Origin of the sequence: Flagellimonas oceani (genome assembly GCF_011068285.1) — a bacterium.
GTDB classification, from domain to species: domain Bacteria; phylum Bacteroidota; class Bacteroidia; order Flavobacteriales; family Flavobacteriaceae; genus Flagellimonas; species Flagellimonas oceani.
On the sequence record NZ_CP049616.1, the window covers coordinates 4,060,905 to 4,076,509 of the forward strand.

14 protein-coding genes are annotated in these 15,605 nt (G+C 43.3%); 3 read left to right on the top strand and 11 right to left on the bottom strand.

The window, feature by feature from the left end; genetic code table 11:
• Nucleotides 1-13: 13 nt before the first annotated feature.
• The gene (locus GVT53_RS18375; protein WP_166250536.1) at nucleotides 14-463 is read left to right on the top strand and encodes a nucleoside deaminase; all 450 of its coding nucleotides are present in this window, start codon (nucleotides 14-16) and stop codon (nucleotides 461-463) included.
• Nucleotides 464-517: 54 nt separating this feature from the next.
• Here GVT53_RS18375 and GVT53_RS18380 read toward each other — a convergent pair whose 3' ends face one another.
• From GVT53_RS18380 to aspS, 4 genes are all read right to left on the bottom strand, one after another.
• Nucleotides 518-712 (bottom strand): cold-shock protein, encoded by a 195-nt coding sequence (locus GVT53_RS18380; RefSeq protein WP_166249937.1) that lies wholly within the window; start codon nucleotides 710-712, stop codon nucleotides 518-520.
• Between the two features lie 83 nt (nucleotides 713-795).
• The gene (locus tag GVT53_RS18385) at nucleotides 796-1,056 is read right to left on the bottom strand and encodes a hypothetical protein (RefSeq protein WP_166249938.1); all 261 of its coding nucleotides are present in this window, start codon (nucleotides 1,054-1,056) and stop codon (nucleotides 796-798) included.
• Nucleotides 1,053-2,837, bottom strand: coding sequence for a chloride channel protein (locus GVT53_RS18390; RefSeq protein ID WP_166249939.1), 1,785 nt, complete (start codon nucleotides 2,835-2,837; stop codon nucleotides 1,053-1,055). Before GVT53_RS18390 ends, GVT53_RS18385 begins: the two co-directional genes overlap by 4 nt.
• A 64-nt stretch (nucleotides 2,838-2,901) precedes the next feature.
• Nucleotides 2,902-4,650 carry an aspartate--tRNA ligase gene (gene aspS, locus GVT53_RS18395; RefSeq protein ID WP_166249940.1) on the bottom strand — a complete coding sequence of 583 codons (1,749 nt, stop codon included), beginning with the start codon at nucleotides 4,648-4,650 and terminating at the stop codon, nucleotides 2,902-2,904.
• 364 nt (nucleotides 4,651-5,014) lie between these two features.
• On the opposite strand from aspS, the gene GVT53_RS18400 reads away from it, so the two are divergent.
• A complete protein-coding gene (locus GVT53_RS18400; RefSeq protein WP_166249941.1) occupies nucleotides 5,015-5,365 on the top strand; it encodes a toxin-antitoxin system YwqK family antitoxin in 351 nt (116 codons plus the stop codon).
• Between the two features lie 70 nt (nucleotides 5,366-5,435).
• On the opposite strand, the gene GVT53_RS18405 is transcribed toward GVT53_RS18400, so the two are convergent.
• The 6 genes from GVT53_RS18405 to GVT53_RS18430 form a co-directional block, all read right to left on the bottom strand.
• Nucleotides 5,436-8,948 carry an efflux RND transporter permease subunit gene (locus GVT53_RS18405; RefSeq protein ID WP_166249942.1) on the bottom strand — a complete coding sequence of 1,171 codons (3,513 nt, stop codon included), beginning with the start codon at nucleotides 8,946-8,948 and terminating at the stop codon, nucleotides 5,436-5,438.
• 22 nt (nucleotides 8,949-8,970) lie between these two features.
• Nucleotides 8,971-10,143 (bottom strand): efflux RND transporter periplasmic adaptor subunit, encoded by a 1,173-nt coding sequence (locus tag GVT53_RS18410; protein WP_166249943.1) that lies wholly within the window; start codon nucleotides 10,141-10,143, stop codon nucleotides 8,971-8,973.
• Between the two features lie 22 nt (nucleotides 10,144-10,165).
• On the bottom strand, nucleotides 10,166-11,497 hold the full coding sequence (locus GVT53_RS18415) for a TolC family protein (RefSeq protein ID WP_166249944.1): 1,332 nt from the start codon (nucleotides 11,495-11,497) through the stop codon (nucleotides 10,166-10,168).
• A complete protein-coding gene (locus tag GVT53_RS18420) occupies nucleotides 11,498-12,103 on the bottom strand; it encodes a TetR/AcrR family transcriptional regulator (RefSeq protein WP_166249945.1) in 606 nt (201 codons plus the stop codon).
• Nucleotides 12,104-12,326: 223 nt separating this feature from the next.
• A complete protein-coding gene (locus GVT53_RS18425) occupies nucleotides 12,327-12,758 on the bottom strand; it encodes a hypothetical protein (protein WP_166249946.1) in 432 nt (143 codons plus the stop codon).
• On the bottom strand, nucleotides 12,748-13,296 hold the full coding sequence (locus tag GVT53_RS18430; protein ID WP_166249947.1) for an RNA polymerase sigma factor: 549 nt from the start codon (nucleotides 13,294-13,296) through the stop codon (nucleotides 12,748-12,750). The genes GVT53_RS18425 and GVT53_RS18430 overlap by 11 nt, the downstream gene beginning before the upstream one ends.
• 173 nt (nucleotides 13,297-13,469) lie before the next feature.
• Here GVT53_RS18430 and GVT53_RS18435 point away from each other — a divergent pair, with 173 nt between their 5' ends.
• Nucleotides 13,470-14,453: a polyprenyl synthetase family protein gene (locus GVT53_RS18435; protein WP_166249948.1), complete on the top strand. Its 984-nt coding sequence runs from the start codon at nucleotides 13,470-13,472 to the stop codon at nucleotides 14,451-14,453.
• On the opposite strand, the gene GVT53_RS18440 is transcribed toward GVT53_RS18435, so the two are convergent.
• Nucleotides 14,450-15,592: a lycopene cyclase family protein gene (locus tag GVT53_RS18440; RefSeq protein ID WP_166249949.1), complete on the bottom strand. Its 1,143-nt coding sequence runs from the start codon at nucleotides 15,590-15,592 to the stop codon at nucleotides 14,450-14,452. The genes GVT53_RS18435 and GVT53_RS18440 overlap by 4 nt on opposite strands.
• Nucleotides 15,593-15,605 lie beyond the last annotated feature (13 nt).

The window sequence follows — 15,605 nt, forward strand, 5'->3', positions numbered from 1 at the left end:
TCACATAAAAATCGTGGAGAACCCGTTTGATGACACTTATTTTATGAAAAGAGCCATGCAAGAGGCGGAGATCGCCTTCGAGAATGGTGAAGTGCCGGTTGGAGCCGTTATTGTGGTAAATAATAGAATAATCGGAAGGGCCCACAATTTAACCGAACGTTTAAGGGATGTTACGGCACATGCCGAAATGCAGGCCATTACGGCCGCATCCAATTTCTTGGGCGGTAAATACCTGCAGGGATGTACGTTGTACGTGACCTTGGAGCCTTGCCAAATGTGCGCTGGGGCATTGTATTGGAGCCAAATTTCCAAAGTGGTGTACGGGGCTTCGGATTTGGAACGTGGATTTAGCGTAATGGGAGGACATTTGCACCCTAAAACGGAGGTGGTCGGAGGGATAATGGAAAAGGAAGCTTCGGAGTTGCTCAAACGATTCTTTATTCAACGGAGAAACCTCAATTAAAGAAAAAACCCCGGACTTGCCGAGGTTTTAAATCAAATCAAAATAAAATATTTTTTATCCGATTACTTGCACGCGCGAAGCAACCACTCCTTTTCTTCCTTCTTCTTCGATGTATTCTACTTTGTCGCCTTCGTTCAATTCCACTCCGTTCAATGCCGTAACATGAACAAAGATATCTTTTCCTGTGTCGTCGTTCGTAATGAAACCATAACCTTTGGAATCATTGAAAAATTTTACTGTACCAGTCATTAAAAAATAAATAAAATGTTAAAATACGAATGTAACTTTTTTTATGACTGATTGCATAAAATGAACTTTAAATCTTATGAAAATTATTGATTTTCAGTGTTTTTTTGCTCTTTTTCCTGCATTTTCTTAATATTTTCCTTGGTAAGCATGTAATCTTTCATGTTTTTGAACCTGCTCTCCTTCCAAAGGAAAAGTGGCATGGCCACCAAAAATAGTCCTACAGTGCCTCCGCCAATATACTTTGGTGCCTGCGGATGTTCGCCTTCCAGGGAAAGCCCATAAAATATGGCACCCAAAGACGCCAACATGATCAGAAAAACAATATGTTTCAGTTTGATTTTCATTGTGAATAATTGATCAATTTTCTGCGATATGCGGTCAACATTTTTGATTTGCTGATGAAGCCCTCATATTTGCCATTTTTGATGACGGGCAAGTTCCAAGCGCCGCTGTCTTGAAACTTTTTCATTACCTGTTTCATGTTGTCCGTTTCGTAAAAGATAACCTCTGGAGGAGCATGCATCAAATTTTTAACAAAAACAGTGTCATATATCTCTGTGTCGAACATCATGGGCCTGATGTCGTCCAAGACGATTATTCCAATTAACTTTTTCTCATCATCAAGCACAGGAAACAGGTTTCTTTTGGATTTGGATACGGATTGATGCAGCATCTCGCCCAAGGACATTTTTGGATGGACCGGTTTAAAGTTCTTTTCGATGACATCGTCCATTTCCATGAGCCCGAGCACCATTTGGTCCTTGTTGTGGGACAAAAGCGCCCCTATTTTGGCCAACTCCTTGGTGTAAATCGTATAATCGAGGGCATTTTTGGTGATTAAATAGGAAATGGCAGCGGTTATCATCAAAGGGACGAAGAGTTGGTATCCTCCTGTGATTTCGGCTATCAAGAATATGGCGGTCAACGGCGCGTGGATTACCCCGGCAATGAGACCGGCCATTCCAATCAATGTAAAGTTGCTTTCCGAGACCGAGAAGCCCAACCCTAGATTATTAATGACTTTGCCCACAACGTTGCCAAATGCACTGCCCATCACCATAGTCGGGATAAATACTCCTCCAGCTCCCCCTGCGCCAATGGTGGTGGTCATGGCAATGGCCTTGAAGATGGTGATGCCGAACAAGAGGGCGATCACCACCCAAATGTTATGGGTATAATCATCAAAGGGGGTTGTGCCCAACGCTTTTAAGTGGTCGCCATCCAATAGGCTGTTTATAAACCCGAAACCTTCACCGTAGAGTGGGGGAATGGCATATAGCATTATCCCGATGGCTATTCCACCGACCAATAATTTATACTTTGGACTTTTCAATTTTTTAAACAATGAGAGTATCCGAAAGTACATTTTGGTGAAATAGATGGAGGCAAATCCTGTACCTACCCCCAATAAAATATAAAAGGCGGTGTCCTCGAGTTTAAAGCCTTCGGATAGCGAAAAACTGAACAATACTTCGTTGCCCAAAAAGAAATAGGAGGTAAGCACTCCAGAAATTGAGGCCAAAAGCAAGGGCAACATGGACATCATGGTCAAATCCAACGTAAAGACCTCCACTGCAAAAATTATGGCGGCAATGGGCGACTGGAAAATGGACGCTATCGCACCTGCCGAAGCACAGGCAACCAAAAGGGTCCTCGTCTTTGCATCAATATGGAACAATCTGCTCAAATTGGAGCTGACGGCCGAGCCGGATTTCACCGCTGGACCCAACAATCCAACGGAACCACCAAAACCAACGGTGAGCGGCGCGGTGATCAATGGGGTGTAAATATCCTTTAGTTTGAGCAGTCCCCTCTTTTTTGAGAGTGAAAATATGATGGAGGAAACCGCATGTTGCAACGGTTCTTTATGTACAAATTTCACATAGAGATAAACCAAGGTCAGACCTATGGTAGGAAGTATAAAATAAAGTTGGTTCTCCGAGAAAACAATTCCTTTTTTTAGGAGCGATTCAATAAAATAGGTGGTGTTCTTTACGGTAACCGCGACCAGTCCTGCCAAAAACCCAACGACCAAACTCATTATCTGAATAAAGGTCCTATTGGAGATATTTCTATATCGCCATTTTAAAAAGCGGGTGAGCAGTTTTTTATTGCTGTAGGGCATGGAGGTCCGTAATACCTATTAAAAGTATTAAAAAATCCCGCTTACTAAACGGGATTTTCTATTATTACAAGTCCAATTTTAAATGGAGTTCTTTTAGTTGCTCTTGGTCGATGTTCGCCGGGGCATCTATCATTACGTCGCGTCCGCTGTTATTTTTAGGGAAAGCGATGTAGTCTCGAATGGTCTCTTGCCCGCCCAAAATGGCCACCAATCTGTCCAGCCCAAAAGCAATGCCGCCGTGGGGCGGAGCTCCGTATTGGAAGGCATCCATCAAAAATCCAAATTGTGCCTTGGCCTCTTCTGGCGTAAAGCCCAAATGTTTGAACATGGTCGCTTGGGTTTCTTTGTCATATATCCTGATGGAACCGCCACCTATCTCATTTCCGTTCAGTACCAGATCATAGGCGTTGGCCTTTACTTCACCGGGCTTTGAATCCAATAATTCCAGCTGACCTGGTTTTGGAGAGGTAAACGGATGGTGCATCGCATGGTACTTTCCAGTCTCCTCATCCAGTTCCAACAATGGGAAATCCACGACCCATAAAGGGGCGAATTCATCAGCTTTTCTAAGTCCTAAACGAGTGGCCAACTCCATACGAAGGGCACTAAGTTGTGTACGGGTCTCATTGGTGTTTCCTGAAAGTACACAGATAAGGTCACCCGCTTTTGCACCGGTCGTTTCGGCCCACTTGGCCAGATCATTTTGGTCATAAAATTTATCCACGGATGATTTGTAGCTGCCATCCTCGTTACATTTTACATAGACCATTCCCTTGGCACCGACTTGAGGGCGTTTAACCCAATCGATAAGACCGTCAATTTCCTTTCGGGTATAGGAAGCTGCACCCGGTACCGCAATTCCGACGACCAATTCAGCAGCATTGAATACATTGAAATCTTTATGCTGTGCAACTTCATTGAGTTCCCCGAATTCCATCCCGAAACGGATATCCGGTTTGTCATTGCCGTACAGTCGCATGGCATCATCGTAGGTCATTCGTGGAAATTCATCCACTTCCACACCTTTGATTTCTTTTAAAAGATGCTTCGTCAATCCCTCAAATGTATTTAAAATGTCTTCTTGTTCCACAAACGCCATTTCACAGTCAATTTGGGTAAATTCGGGCTGGCGGTCTGCACGGAGGTCTTCGTCCCTAAAACATTTCACGATTTGGAAATATTTGTCCATTCCACCCACCATCAACAATTGTTTGAAGGTCTGTGGGGATTGGGGCAGGGCGTAAAACTGGCCTTCGTTCATTCGGCTGGGCACCAAAAAGTCCCTGGCTCCCTCGGGGGTTGATTTAATGAGGTAAGGCGTTTCAATATCGATAAATCCTTGGTCGGACAGATATTTTCTGACCTCCATGGTCACCTTGTGCCTAAATATGAGTTTGTTCTTTACGGGATTTCTTCGGATGTCCAAATAGCGATATTTCATGCGGATATCCTCTCCGCCATCGGTTTCATCTTCAATGGTAAAGGGCGGTAGGAGGGATTCATTCAAGATGGTGAGCTCGGTAACGAGTACCTCTATTTCTCCCGTAGGAATGTTTGGATTTTTGGAAGCCCTTTCTATTACTTGGCCTTTGGCTTGGATAACGGTTTCACGTCCCAGTTCGCGAGCTTGCTCCAAAAGTTCTTTTGAGGTGCGTTCTTGGTCGAATACCAATTGTGTAATGCCGTATCGGTCGCGTAAATCGACCCAAGCCACAAAACCTTTGTCGCGTAGCTTGTGTACCCATCCACTTAAAATAACTTCCGAACCTATATCCGATGCCCTTAATGCACCGCAAGTTTTGCTTCTGTACATGATGTTTGTTATGAGAGGGCAAATTTAATAGGAATGTGGATATTTTACAGGAGATATGCTGTTTTTCTCATGGACTTGTTTTTTGAACTTCAAAAATGACAAACCGCAATATTTTACATAACGTTAAATTAACATTGGATATAAATATTTGTTACTTTTAAGTACGATATGGTACAAAAATCCTCGTTAAAAGACTGCTTGTATTGATTTTGGATAATATTTAACATGCTGAAATACAATTAAATAACTTTTTTAGGTTAACTTAATGTAAATTAAATGTTATGTAAGCGTGTTATTAATGTAAAATTTAAGTAACTTTGATACGTTATCAAATTGATACTAACAATATTAAATCCCATATAGTATGAAAAAAGCAGTATTATTTTTGGCGGTGATGTTTGTGGTTGGTGTATCTGCTCAAGATGCCAAACCGACCTTTGAAAAAATGGGAAAAATGGTGAAAGCCACTTATTTTCATGACAATGGCGAAATTGCCCAAACAGGTTATATGTTGAACGGAAAGTTGCATGGTGATTGGGTAATGTTCAATGTTGAAGGTAAAAAAATTGCCACAGGCCAATACGAAAATGGACAAAAGACCGGTAAATGGTTCTTTTGGAAGAATGATGAATTGAGCGAAGTGGACTTTACGGACAACCGAATTGTTCAAGTAAAAAATTGGAACCAAGGCGATGCCGTAACGGTAAACCAATAAGTAAAAAATCAGTGTTTAAGAAAAAGCCCCGACCAAATGGTCGGGGCTTTTTTGTTGTTTTGAACTGTATTTAAGAAGTTGCAGTTTCAATTTGTTGCTGTTGTCGCTCTTGCCTTGCCAACTTTCTTTTTCTAATCCTTAGTTTGAGTTTGTAAACCAAAGTGAACAAAATCGGAACAACGATCAATGTTAAGAAGGTTGCTACCAACAATCCATAGATCACGGTCCAAGCCAATGGCCCCCAGAAAATAACGTTGTCACCCCCAAAATAAATATCAGGATCGAACTCGCTCATTAGGGTAAAGAAGTTGATGTTGAACCCTGTTGCCAACGGAATCAAACCTAAAATGGTGGTAATGGCCGTTAACAGTACGGGGCGCAACCTGGATTTTCCTCCCCTTACCACGGATTCCAAGAAATCGTCCGGTTCCAAAAGCCCATCTTCATCAAGGTCTAATTTCACCTTTTTTCTATCGATTAGCAGTTGGGTATAATCCAATAGTACCACACCATTGTTCACCACAATACCGGCAAGTGAGATAATTCCCATCATGGTCATCATGATCACAAATGCGCTTCCAGTGGCCACGATACCTCCGAACACACCTATCAAACTCAAGAAAATCGCTAGCATGATGATGCCCGGCTTGCTTATGGAGTTGAATTGGAAGATCAAAATGAAGAATATCAGACCAAGACCGGTAAAGAAGGCACCCATCAAAAAGGCCATCTGCTTGTTCTGCTCTTCAATCTGTCCGGTATAATCGATACTTATGTCATCAGGAAGGTTTTCAAAATCGTTCATTTCCTCCTGGATCTTGCCCACAATGGCACCGGCATCCGTATAGCCCGAAGCCAATGCGGAATAAACGGTTACCACCCGTTTTACATCCCGGTGCTTAATGGCGCTGAACCCAGTGCTATTGGTCTGCTTGGTGACCGCAGAAATAGGAACTTCCTTGATCTGTCCACTGGACGGGTCTCTAAATGTGATGCGCTGGTTGAACAGGGCACTTGTGTTGTACCGGTCATCTTCGTTGAATCGTACATAAATGTCGTAATCTTCGCCACCTTCTTTGTAAATACCTGCTTTGGAACCAAAAATGGAACTACGGAGCTGCTGGCCTATTTGGCCTGTTGCGATGCCCAGTTCACCTGCTTTTTTGCGGTCCACTTGTACCAACATGGATGGCTTGGATTTGTTAACGTCTATCTTGAGCTCATCGATTCCGGGAATGTTTCTGGAATTGATGAAATTCCGCATCCTTTCGGCAGTGTTGATCAACTCGGTATAATCCTCTCCCTCCAATTCTATGTTGATGGGATAGCCCACGGGAGGCCCAACGGCATCTTTTTCCACAGAAATGGCGACGCCTGGATACACATCTTTCAGGGCTTCCTGAACTTTTCTCAACAACTCTTGGCTGTCCGCCCCTTCACGATACTTGAATTCTCGAAGTGTGGCCGTAATTTTTCCACGGTTGGGCATTTCGGCGCTGGAACCACCATCGGTCTGTGGGTTACCGGCACCTTCACCAACCTGCGATACGGCACTTTCGGTCATAAAATTGTAATCACCGTTCATGTAGGCGTCCGAATTGATGATATCGTACACCCGTTTCTCAATGTCCTTGGTGATTTCATTTGTTTTTTTGATATCGGTACCCTCGGGATATTCGATATACACGATAATCTGGTTCGGCTTATTGTCCGGGAAGAATTCCACCTTGGTTCTTTGGCTTCCAACAGAGGCACCAAAACCAATAAAGGCTATCAAAAGCAGTACAAAAGTTGTAATAGCAATAATGATTGGTTTTCTACCGGCAAGTGAATACCGAAGCGTCCTTTCGTAAAAGCTTTCCCATTTTGGCAGAATCCTATTTTGGAATATACCGGCCCAATTCCTTAGGAACAAACGGTATATCCATAACATGATGGCCGTAAGGACCATTAAGGACCCCAACGCTCTATAATCGCCTCCAAAAATGATGATAATGATACCTATAACGGACATAATCGAGGTAATGCGGACAATCTGTTTTAAGGGCATTTCCTTGTCCTCTGTGGTCATGTAACGTGATACAAGAACGGAGTTGAAGAAGATGGCCACAAACAGGGATGATCCCAAAACCACGGACAACGTTATGGGGAAATATTTCATGAACTGTCCCATGATACCTGGCCAAAGCCCTAACGGCACAAAGGCCGCAACCGTGGTCAGGGTTGAAATAATAATGGGGAACGCAATCTCACCGATACCTTTTTTGGCAGCTTCGATACGAGGCATCTTTTCCTCGTCCATAAGCCGGTAAATGTTCTCCACGACCACGATACCGTTGTCCACCAACATTCCCAGTCCCATAATTAGTCCAAAGAGGATCATGGTGTTCATGGTGTAGCCCATTACGTCCAATATCATTAGTGACATAAACATGGACATTGGGATGGCAAAACCTACGAACAATGCATTTTTGAAACCTAAAAAGAACATCAGAACGGTTACCACCAATATGATACCGAAGATAATATTGTTCACCAAATCATCTACTTGGCCAATGGTCTTGGAAGATTGGTCGTTGGCTATGGTGACGGTAAGATCTTGAGGAAACTCATTCTCTATGGCATCGTCCACGATCACTTTGATCTGATCTACGGCGGCGACCATGTTTTTTCCCGAACGCTTTTTTACGTCCAGCATTACTACCGGGTGGCCAAATTCCCGTGCATAGGTGGTCTTGTCCTCCTCTTTAAAAGTGACCTTCGCAATATCCTTTAGGTAAATAGGGTTTCCGTTTTCGGATTTCACCACAAAGTTTTCGAGTTCTTTGGGTTTGTCGATTTCCCCAACGATCCGTATGGTCCTGCGTTGCCCACTGGCAACAAGGTTTCCTGCGGAAGTGGTCAGATTTTCGTTGCTGATGCTGTTGATCACATCGTTGAAACTGACTTTGGCGGCCATCATCTTGTAAATGTCAACGGCAACTTCCACTTCTTTTTCCTGTGCACCACGAATGTCCACTTGTTTGATTTCTGAAAGGCCTTCTATCTCATCTTCAAGGTGTTCGCCGAACTCTTTCAGTCTTTCTATGGGATAATCACCGGAAATGTTGATGTTGAGTATGGGCATTTCCTCCGAAAGGCTTAGGTCAAAAACATTGGGTTCTACCTTTGCTCCGTTAAAAGTGGGCCAATCCTCTCCCGCAGTTTTGGAGTCCACTTCGTCCTTTACCTTTTGCAGGGCCGCCTCAACCGATATGTTTTCATCAAACTCCACAATGATCATGGAGTAATCTTCTTGGGAGGTAGAGGTGATCTCTACCAGATTGCTCACGGTCTTGAGCTCGTCCTCAAGCGGGTCCGTAATCAGTTTTTCAATATCTTCTGCAGTATTTCCGGGATATAGGGAACTAATATATATTTTGGTTTCCTTTACCTCCGGAAAGCTTTCCCTGGGCATGCTAAAATAGGCCATGCCACCAAGGATAAGGATAAGCAGGATCAGCACATACATTGTGGTCTGGTTATCTATGGCCCAAGAGGACAGCCGAAACTCCTTGTCTACATTTTTCTTTTGTTTGCTCATAATTTATTGCTGCTTTGGCTGTCTAGCTATTTTTTATATTGACTTGTTGTCCTTCTTTCACGCTACGGGCACCTTCATCGATAATGGCATCGCCCTCCTTGATTCCAGAAAGCACTTCAACGTAGTCGCCTTGTGTTTTTCCTGTTTTTATCACGACTTTTTTGGCCACAGGATCGTTCTTCAAGGAATCGGCATCCACGAGATACACGTATTGTTCGCCGTCCGCATTTTCGGAAAGCACACTTTGTGGGATAAGAATGGCCTCTTCACTGGTATAATCGTTGATCATTACCCTTGCCGTAAGGTTGGGTTTTACCCTTCCATCAAGGCTTGGTACAGGAATCTCGGCGGTAAACGATCTGTTGCTCGGATTAATAAAATTTCCTGTTTGGCGTACCGTAGTGGCAACGCTATCGCCCAAAACAGGGAAGTACACCTTTACATCTTTACCAGGAGTAACATTGGGCAAATGGCTCTCGGGCACCTCCACGTTGATGTACATATTGGATAGGTTGACGATTCGGAACACTTCGGAACCTGGACCTGGGCTTACCACGGTACCCTCATCTTTGATCACATCGTCAATAATGCCGGTAAACGGGGCCCTAATACTTGATTTGCCTACTTGGCTCTCCATTTGTTTTACGGCATTTTCCTGTGCTTCGTAATTGGTTTTTGCCTGAAGGTATTGTATTTCGGAACCGATGTTTTGTTCCCAAAGCCTTTTTTGTCGCTCAAAAGTGGTCTTGCTCAGTTCCGCCTGTGTTTTTAGCTGTGCCAACTGACTGGATAGCCCGCCATCGTCTATGGAGGCCAACAACTGTCCCTTCGAAACTTTTTGACCTTCTTTTACATAGACACGGTTCAAGGTTCCGGACATTTCGGGGTATATCAAAACATTCTGTTTGGTCTTAACATCGCCTTGGAGTTCCAAGTAATGGTCAAATTTCTCCGGGTGCACCTCAATGGTGGTCACCAAGGGCAGTTTTGCCGAATTATCCAGCAGTGCAATGGCCGAGTCCAAAGATTTTAATTGCTGTTCCAATGCTTTCTTTTTACTGGAGATTTCTGCGTGTTTGGCACGGATGGTCTCAATATCCTTGCTGGCCAAAGCTTTGTCCAAAGATTTGCTGCTGTCGCCTCCGCAAGAAGCCAGAACTACTGCAGTTAGTGTTATATATATTGCTTTTCTCATGATGGAATGGTTTTCTCTTGTGTTATTGATTTAAAATATTTTCCAGTGCTGTCTTTTTGTTGATGACATCGACCATGGATTGTAAATATTCTTGCTGACTGGTATATAATTGGGTCTGGGCCTGTCTCAGTTCAAAACTGGTGGCCAATCCCTCTTCGTATTTTACCTGATTTTTATTTTCGATGCGTTCGGCCAGCTCCAAATTATCCTTTGAGGTTCCGTACTGTTCAATGGCCAGGATATAATCGCTCTTGGCACTCTCCAGTTGAAGACGAATCTGTGCCTGTGCCTCGGTAAATTGTGTCTTGGCCTTTTCCAGAGCTATTTTGGCCCGCTGGGTGCTCGCACTTCTCCCCAACGAACTAAAAATGGGAATATTTAGATCTACCCCTAAAATGGATGAACCGAACCATTGTTGCCCACTGTCCAGAAAATTAAAGCTATCACTGAACGAGTTTCCGCCGTAGTTGACGAAAGCATTTAAAGTGGGAAGCGCCCGGCTCTTGGCCAATTTCAATTCAAAAAATCGTTGCTCGTTAAGGTTGGAGGCTATTTTATAATCCACATTGTTTTCGATGTTGAATTCGGCGTCGATCAATCCAAGATCGATTTCCTTTTGGGTGAGGTCGTCCAGATTTTCGGTCAAAACGGTAGGCGTTTCAATAGGAAGCCCCAGCACCAAGTTCAGCATTTGAAGGGTTATCTCCTCCATACGGCGAGCATTCTTGAGTTGATTGTCCACTGTAGAGAGGGTAATCTGCAATTGGTCTACGCTTTCCTCATCACCAAGCCCGTTTTCGTAGGTGAGTTTGGTCTCATAAAGGTTCTCTTCCAGCGTAGCTTTGTTTTTTTCGGAAATGATGACACTCTCCCTTGCCAAAAGTACATTGCCATAGGCCTCGACCACCGATTTACGAATGTCGAGTTCCGTTTTTTCCTTGTTGTTTTGGCTGTATTCCAAAAAGGTCTTGGTGGCCTGTACGCCAACAATGTACGATCCATCGAAAATTTGCTGCCGCAGCGTGGCCGTGGCGGACATGGATTGTGCCTGCCCAAATACGACTTCTTGGTAGGTTCCCGGCTCCCCTCCAAAAAATTCGGCAGGAATTTGGGAAACGGGCTGCTTTAATTGATTTTGATAACTCACTGCTCCGTTGATCTGCGGCAGTCCGGCAGCAATGGTCTCCCATTTTTGCTTTTGGGCGTCCAGTATGTCCCGTTCGGCATTTATAGCGGTATAATTGTTCTCCAGTGCAAAGATGATCGCCTGATCCAAACTAAGGCTTGGAATGGTATCTTGTGCGGATGCCAACCAGGGCAGTATAAGTAATAGATTGATTAACGTTTTTCGCATTTATTCTTTGTTTGAATTGATGATTGAGTTGAGTATTTTTCTTCCTTCCGGGGTTACAATGCCCCTAAGATGGTATTCCAAATAATAATCCAGCAATTCTACTTTGCTGAAAATCTCGGTGGGGAACAAATTGTTGTCCTTTATGCTCATGACGCCGGTAAAATAAATTCTGGAAACAAATTCAACATTGAGGTTGTCCCTGTAAATGCCCATTTCCATACCACGCCTCACATTTTCCAGGACACAACCGTGCATGGAATTGTATTGCTTTTCCTTTAGGCCCGAATGAATTTTGGGATAATATTTCTGCAGTTGGTACAATGGGGAAGATTTTTCATCCTTTAGGTGCACCATTACAAATCTTTTGATTTCATAAAGCTCTTCGATCGGATTTTTTTTCAGTTCAACGATATCGTCGATTCCGCTGGTGATAAAATCGCACATGGCCATGGTAGATTCCTCTACCAGTTCGGTCTTGTTCTTAAAATGGGAGTAGATCGTTTTTTTTGAAATACCCATTTCATTGGCCAGATCGTCCATGGTAATGCTCTTAAAACCTAGGTTCAAGAACATTTCGGTGGCCTTATGTATAATGTTTTCCCTCATAATCAGGGCCAAATGTAAGTATGGAAACTTTAAAAACAAAAAAAGTTTCCATGGTTTTACAATTTTTTAACGAGGGATTCATTTTTTGTTTTAACTGGATTCTTTCCCATTGCCATTCACAAACACAGGCTTAAGCTGTCCATCTTGCTTGGCCGGGTCTGAATCGATTTGTCCCAACCGCCAAAAAAACGGACTGAACTGAAGTAAGTACTTCTTTCGGGCTTTAATTTTTTTCTGATGTATCATGATTCTCGTTTTTGATTTTTTCAACATATGCTTTAAAGGCTTCTTCGCCTTCCTCTTTCCAAAATTGGTCGTAGTGTTTCCACTCATCAAAGTCCCTCCTCCAAGGCGTACATTTGTTGGACGATTTAATCTTCTTTTTGTGACTGCCGCTCTTGCTTTTTCCACCGCCGCCGCCAAAGCCGAACAGCAGTTTAGCCAGTATAAAGACACCCAATGCCTGCCAATAGGTAACGGTTCCCACACCAAAAAGGTCGGGCATCAACCAGTTCCATAGTCGCATCAGCAGATAATTGGCCAAAAGGAATACCAATACGCCTAAAATCACCATGGCAATTATTTTAATCACCTTTTTTACGGTTCGCTCCACCTTCTTTTCCACGGCTTTCTCAAAATCTTTTTTATGTTCCATAATTCAGTTCTTTTATGTTTTCCAATGTTTTTGATAGTTCCGACATGGCACGGTGCCTTCTGGACATTAATGTGCCTGCCGGTATTCCAGTTCTTTTTGCAATTTGGTTGTAATTGTATCCTTCAAAATCTATGGCAATGACAATATCCCTGTAGGCAGGTTTTAAATCTTCCACCGCTTTTTTTAAGGCTTGCTCCATTTCCAGAGAGTAGCGGTTGTCCGCATCCCCATAAAAAAACTCGGCAAACTCCTGCCATTGCCGGTCTATGTCCTCACTTGGCAGTTTTCTCTCTTTTTGGCCGCGCATAATGTCTATGATCCTGTTCCTAATGGCATTGTACACAAACCCCCCAACGTTGGTTATGGGCAAGGCGTCATCCGATCGAGAAAACATCCGCAGCGCAACATCCTGTACAATATCTTCCGCATCCCGTTCCGATGTATCCCTGATCCTCGATTGCACGTAGGAGCGCAGCGAGCCATACTCCTCGGTAAAGAAGTCGGTCAGGTTATTTCGGTTATCGGTTTTGGCTGCCATTCGGTTGAATCGGTTGCTTTTCACTTATAGAGACGAAGAAAAAGTATTTCATTGCAGTTTTTCTGAAATTTTTTTCAAAAGAATCCTGTTTTCGGAAAAATGGATACAAAGTATCCAAGTTTTAGACCGTGGCCTTTATATCAAATTCAATATTTGAATGTATTTTTGGTCGCATGTCAAACATCGATATCATTAGTCAGTATAGGGAGCAGTTTGTTACGTACCTCAATGAAAGGAACCAACTAGGGGAGCCCAAGACTCTGTACGAGCCCGTGAAATATATTTTGGGATTGGGGGGCAAACGGATGCGCCCCATTCTCACCTTGATGACGGCCGAGGCCTTTGGCGCAAAAGTAGAAGATGCGCTGGATGCAGCACTGGCCGTGGAAATGTTCCATAACTTTTCCTTGGTGCACGACGATATTATGGACGATGCCCCTTTGCGAAGGGGAAAAACAACGGTACATGAAAAATGGGACATAAACACAGGAATCCTATCCGGGGATGCCATGTTGATCTTGTCCTATCAATTTTTTGAAAGCTATTCCGCTGAAATATATGTTGAACTTACCAAGCTGTTCAGTAAAACGGCCCTTGAGGTATGCGAAGGTCAACAATATGATGTTGATTTTGAGACCCGTGACGATGTAACAATTCCCGAATATCTTAAAATGATAGAGTACAAGACCTCCGTATTGGTTGCCGCCGCTATGAAGATGGGGGCCATCGTGGCCAATGCCTCCCAAAAAGATGCCGATGCCATTTATGAGTTTGGCCGTAATCTGGGCATTGCCTTCCAATTGCAAGATGATTATTTGGATGCCTTTGGAGATCCCAAAACCTTTGGCAAGCAGGTAGGAGGGGATATCATGGAGAACAAAAAGACCTACCTGTACTTAAAATCGTTGGAAAAGGCCTCCAAGGACGATAAAGAAGGATTGTTGCATCTCTATTCCATAAAACCAGAGGATGCTACAGCTAAAGTAGCTGCCGTAAAAGCCATTTTTAAGGAGAGTGGGGCAGTAGAGGAAACAAAAAGTGCGATCAAGAGCTTTACCCAAAAGGCATTTGATGCTTTGAAAGAAACCGAGCTACCGAAAAAAAGCAAGACTTTACTACAACAATTTGGCGAAAGTTTGATGGAGCGTACGGTTTAAAAGATTCGCTTTAAGAGCGCCCTGATAAACGGCATGGGTTTGGGAGCGGTCACAATTTTGAGCTCTTCCCACAAATTGGTCTCGTTCTCGAGGAATTTTAAAATCAAGGATGCCTTTCTTCTTTTGAACATCGACTCGAAGATTTCGTGTCCCAAGTGATTGTTCTCGTGCAAAATGTCCAACAAGAGCATATCGTAGAATAAAAACCTGCTTTTTTGATGGAATGCGGTCAATGGTTTGTTTGCCTTTAAATGCTCCGCCAATTTGGGCACTTGTTGGCTCGTATTGTAAAAGGTATAGCCCGTACTTGGTTTGGCCCATCCACCAGCAATTCCCATATGAAAAACCCGATCGGTATTGTGTTTATGAAACGAATAGCAGGTCATCGGAATACTGCCGAATTCGGTTTCTTCAATGGAGTATTTTATATTACCGTAGTGCTCTGTAATGTAGGTTTTGATAGCTTCCCCATACTCACTTTTTTCCAAAAGCCGCTCGGAGAACAAGGTATATTCCACCAAAGCTTCATTACATGAAAAAGGAAGCACGTACATAAAACGTGTATTGCCTTTTTGGGGCACGGAAAAGTCCATAAAAGTAGCTTCATCAATATTAAATACCGACTGTTCGGTTTTTATTTTCCATCCCACAAAGTGTTGTTGCAAAACAGGGTATTTGTTTTGTTTTAATGGGATGGAAGGGTTATATATACTGGAAAATACCGTTTGCCCTATATATTTTTGGGAAGATGTAGCGACTAAAACTTCATTTTCATGCTCTTGGATGCCTGTCACCTCTTCCTGTACCCAAGTGATGTTGGGATAGGCCTTTACCTTTGGTACAAAGTGATTGTAGAAGTCAATGCCCCGGAGCATTTTGTACGTGTATGGTGCAATGGGGGTCGATTTTTGAAGTTGCTGCCCGCCTACGTAGATGTTATCCCAAGTTTTATGAATTAAATCATCAAACGCGCCATCGCCCCGTTCCCAAAAACACCAAGTGCGGTCATTTTGGGTTTTATCGTCCTTGTCCAGCACCAAAATGGATTTGGATGCAAAGAACTCGTCCTTGCCCAACGCATTGGCCAGCAAAAGGCCAGCGGCTCCAGCTCCTATAATAATGTAATCGTACTTGGGCATGGGGTAAAAATAA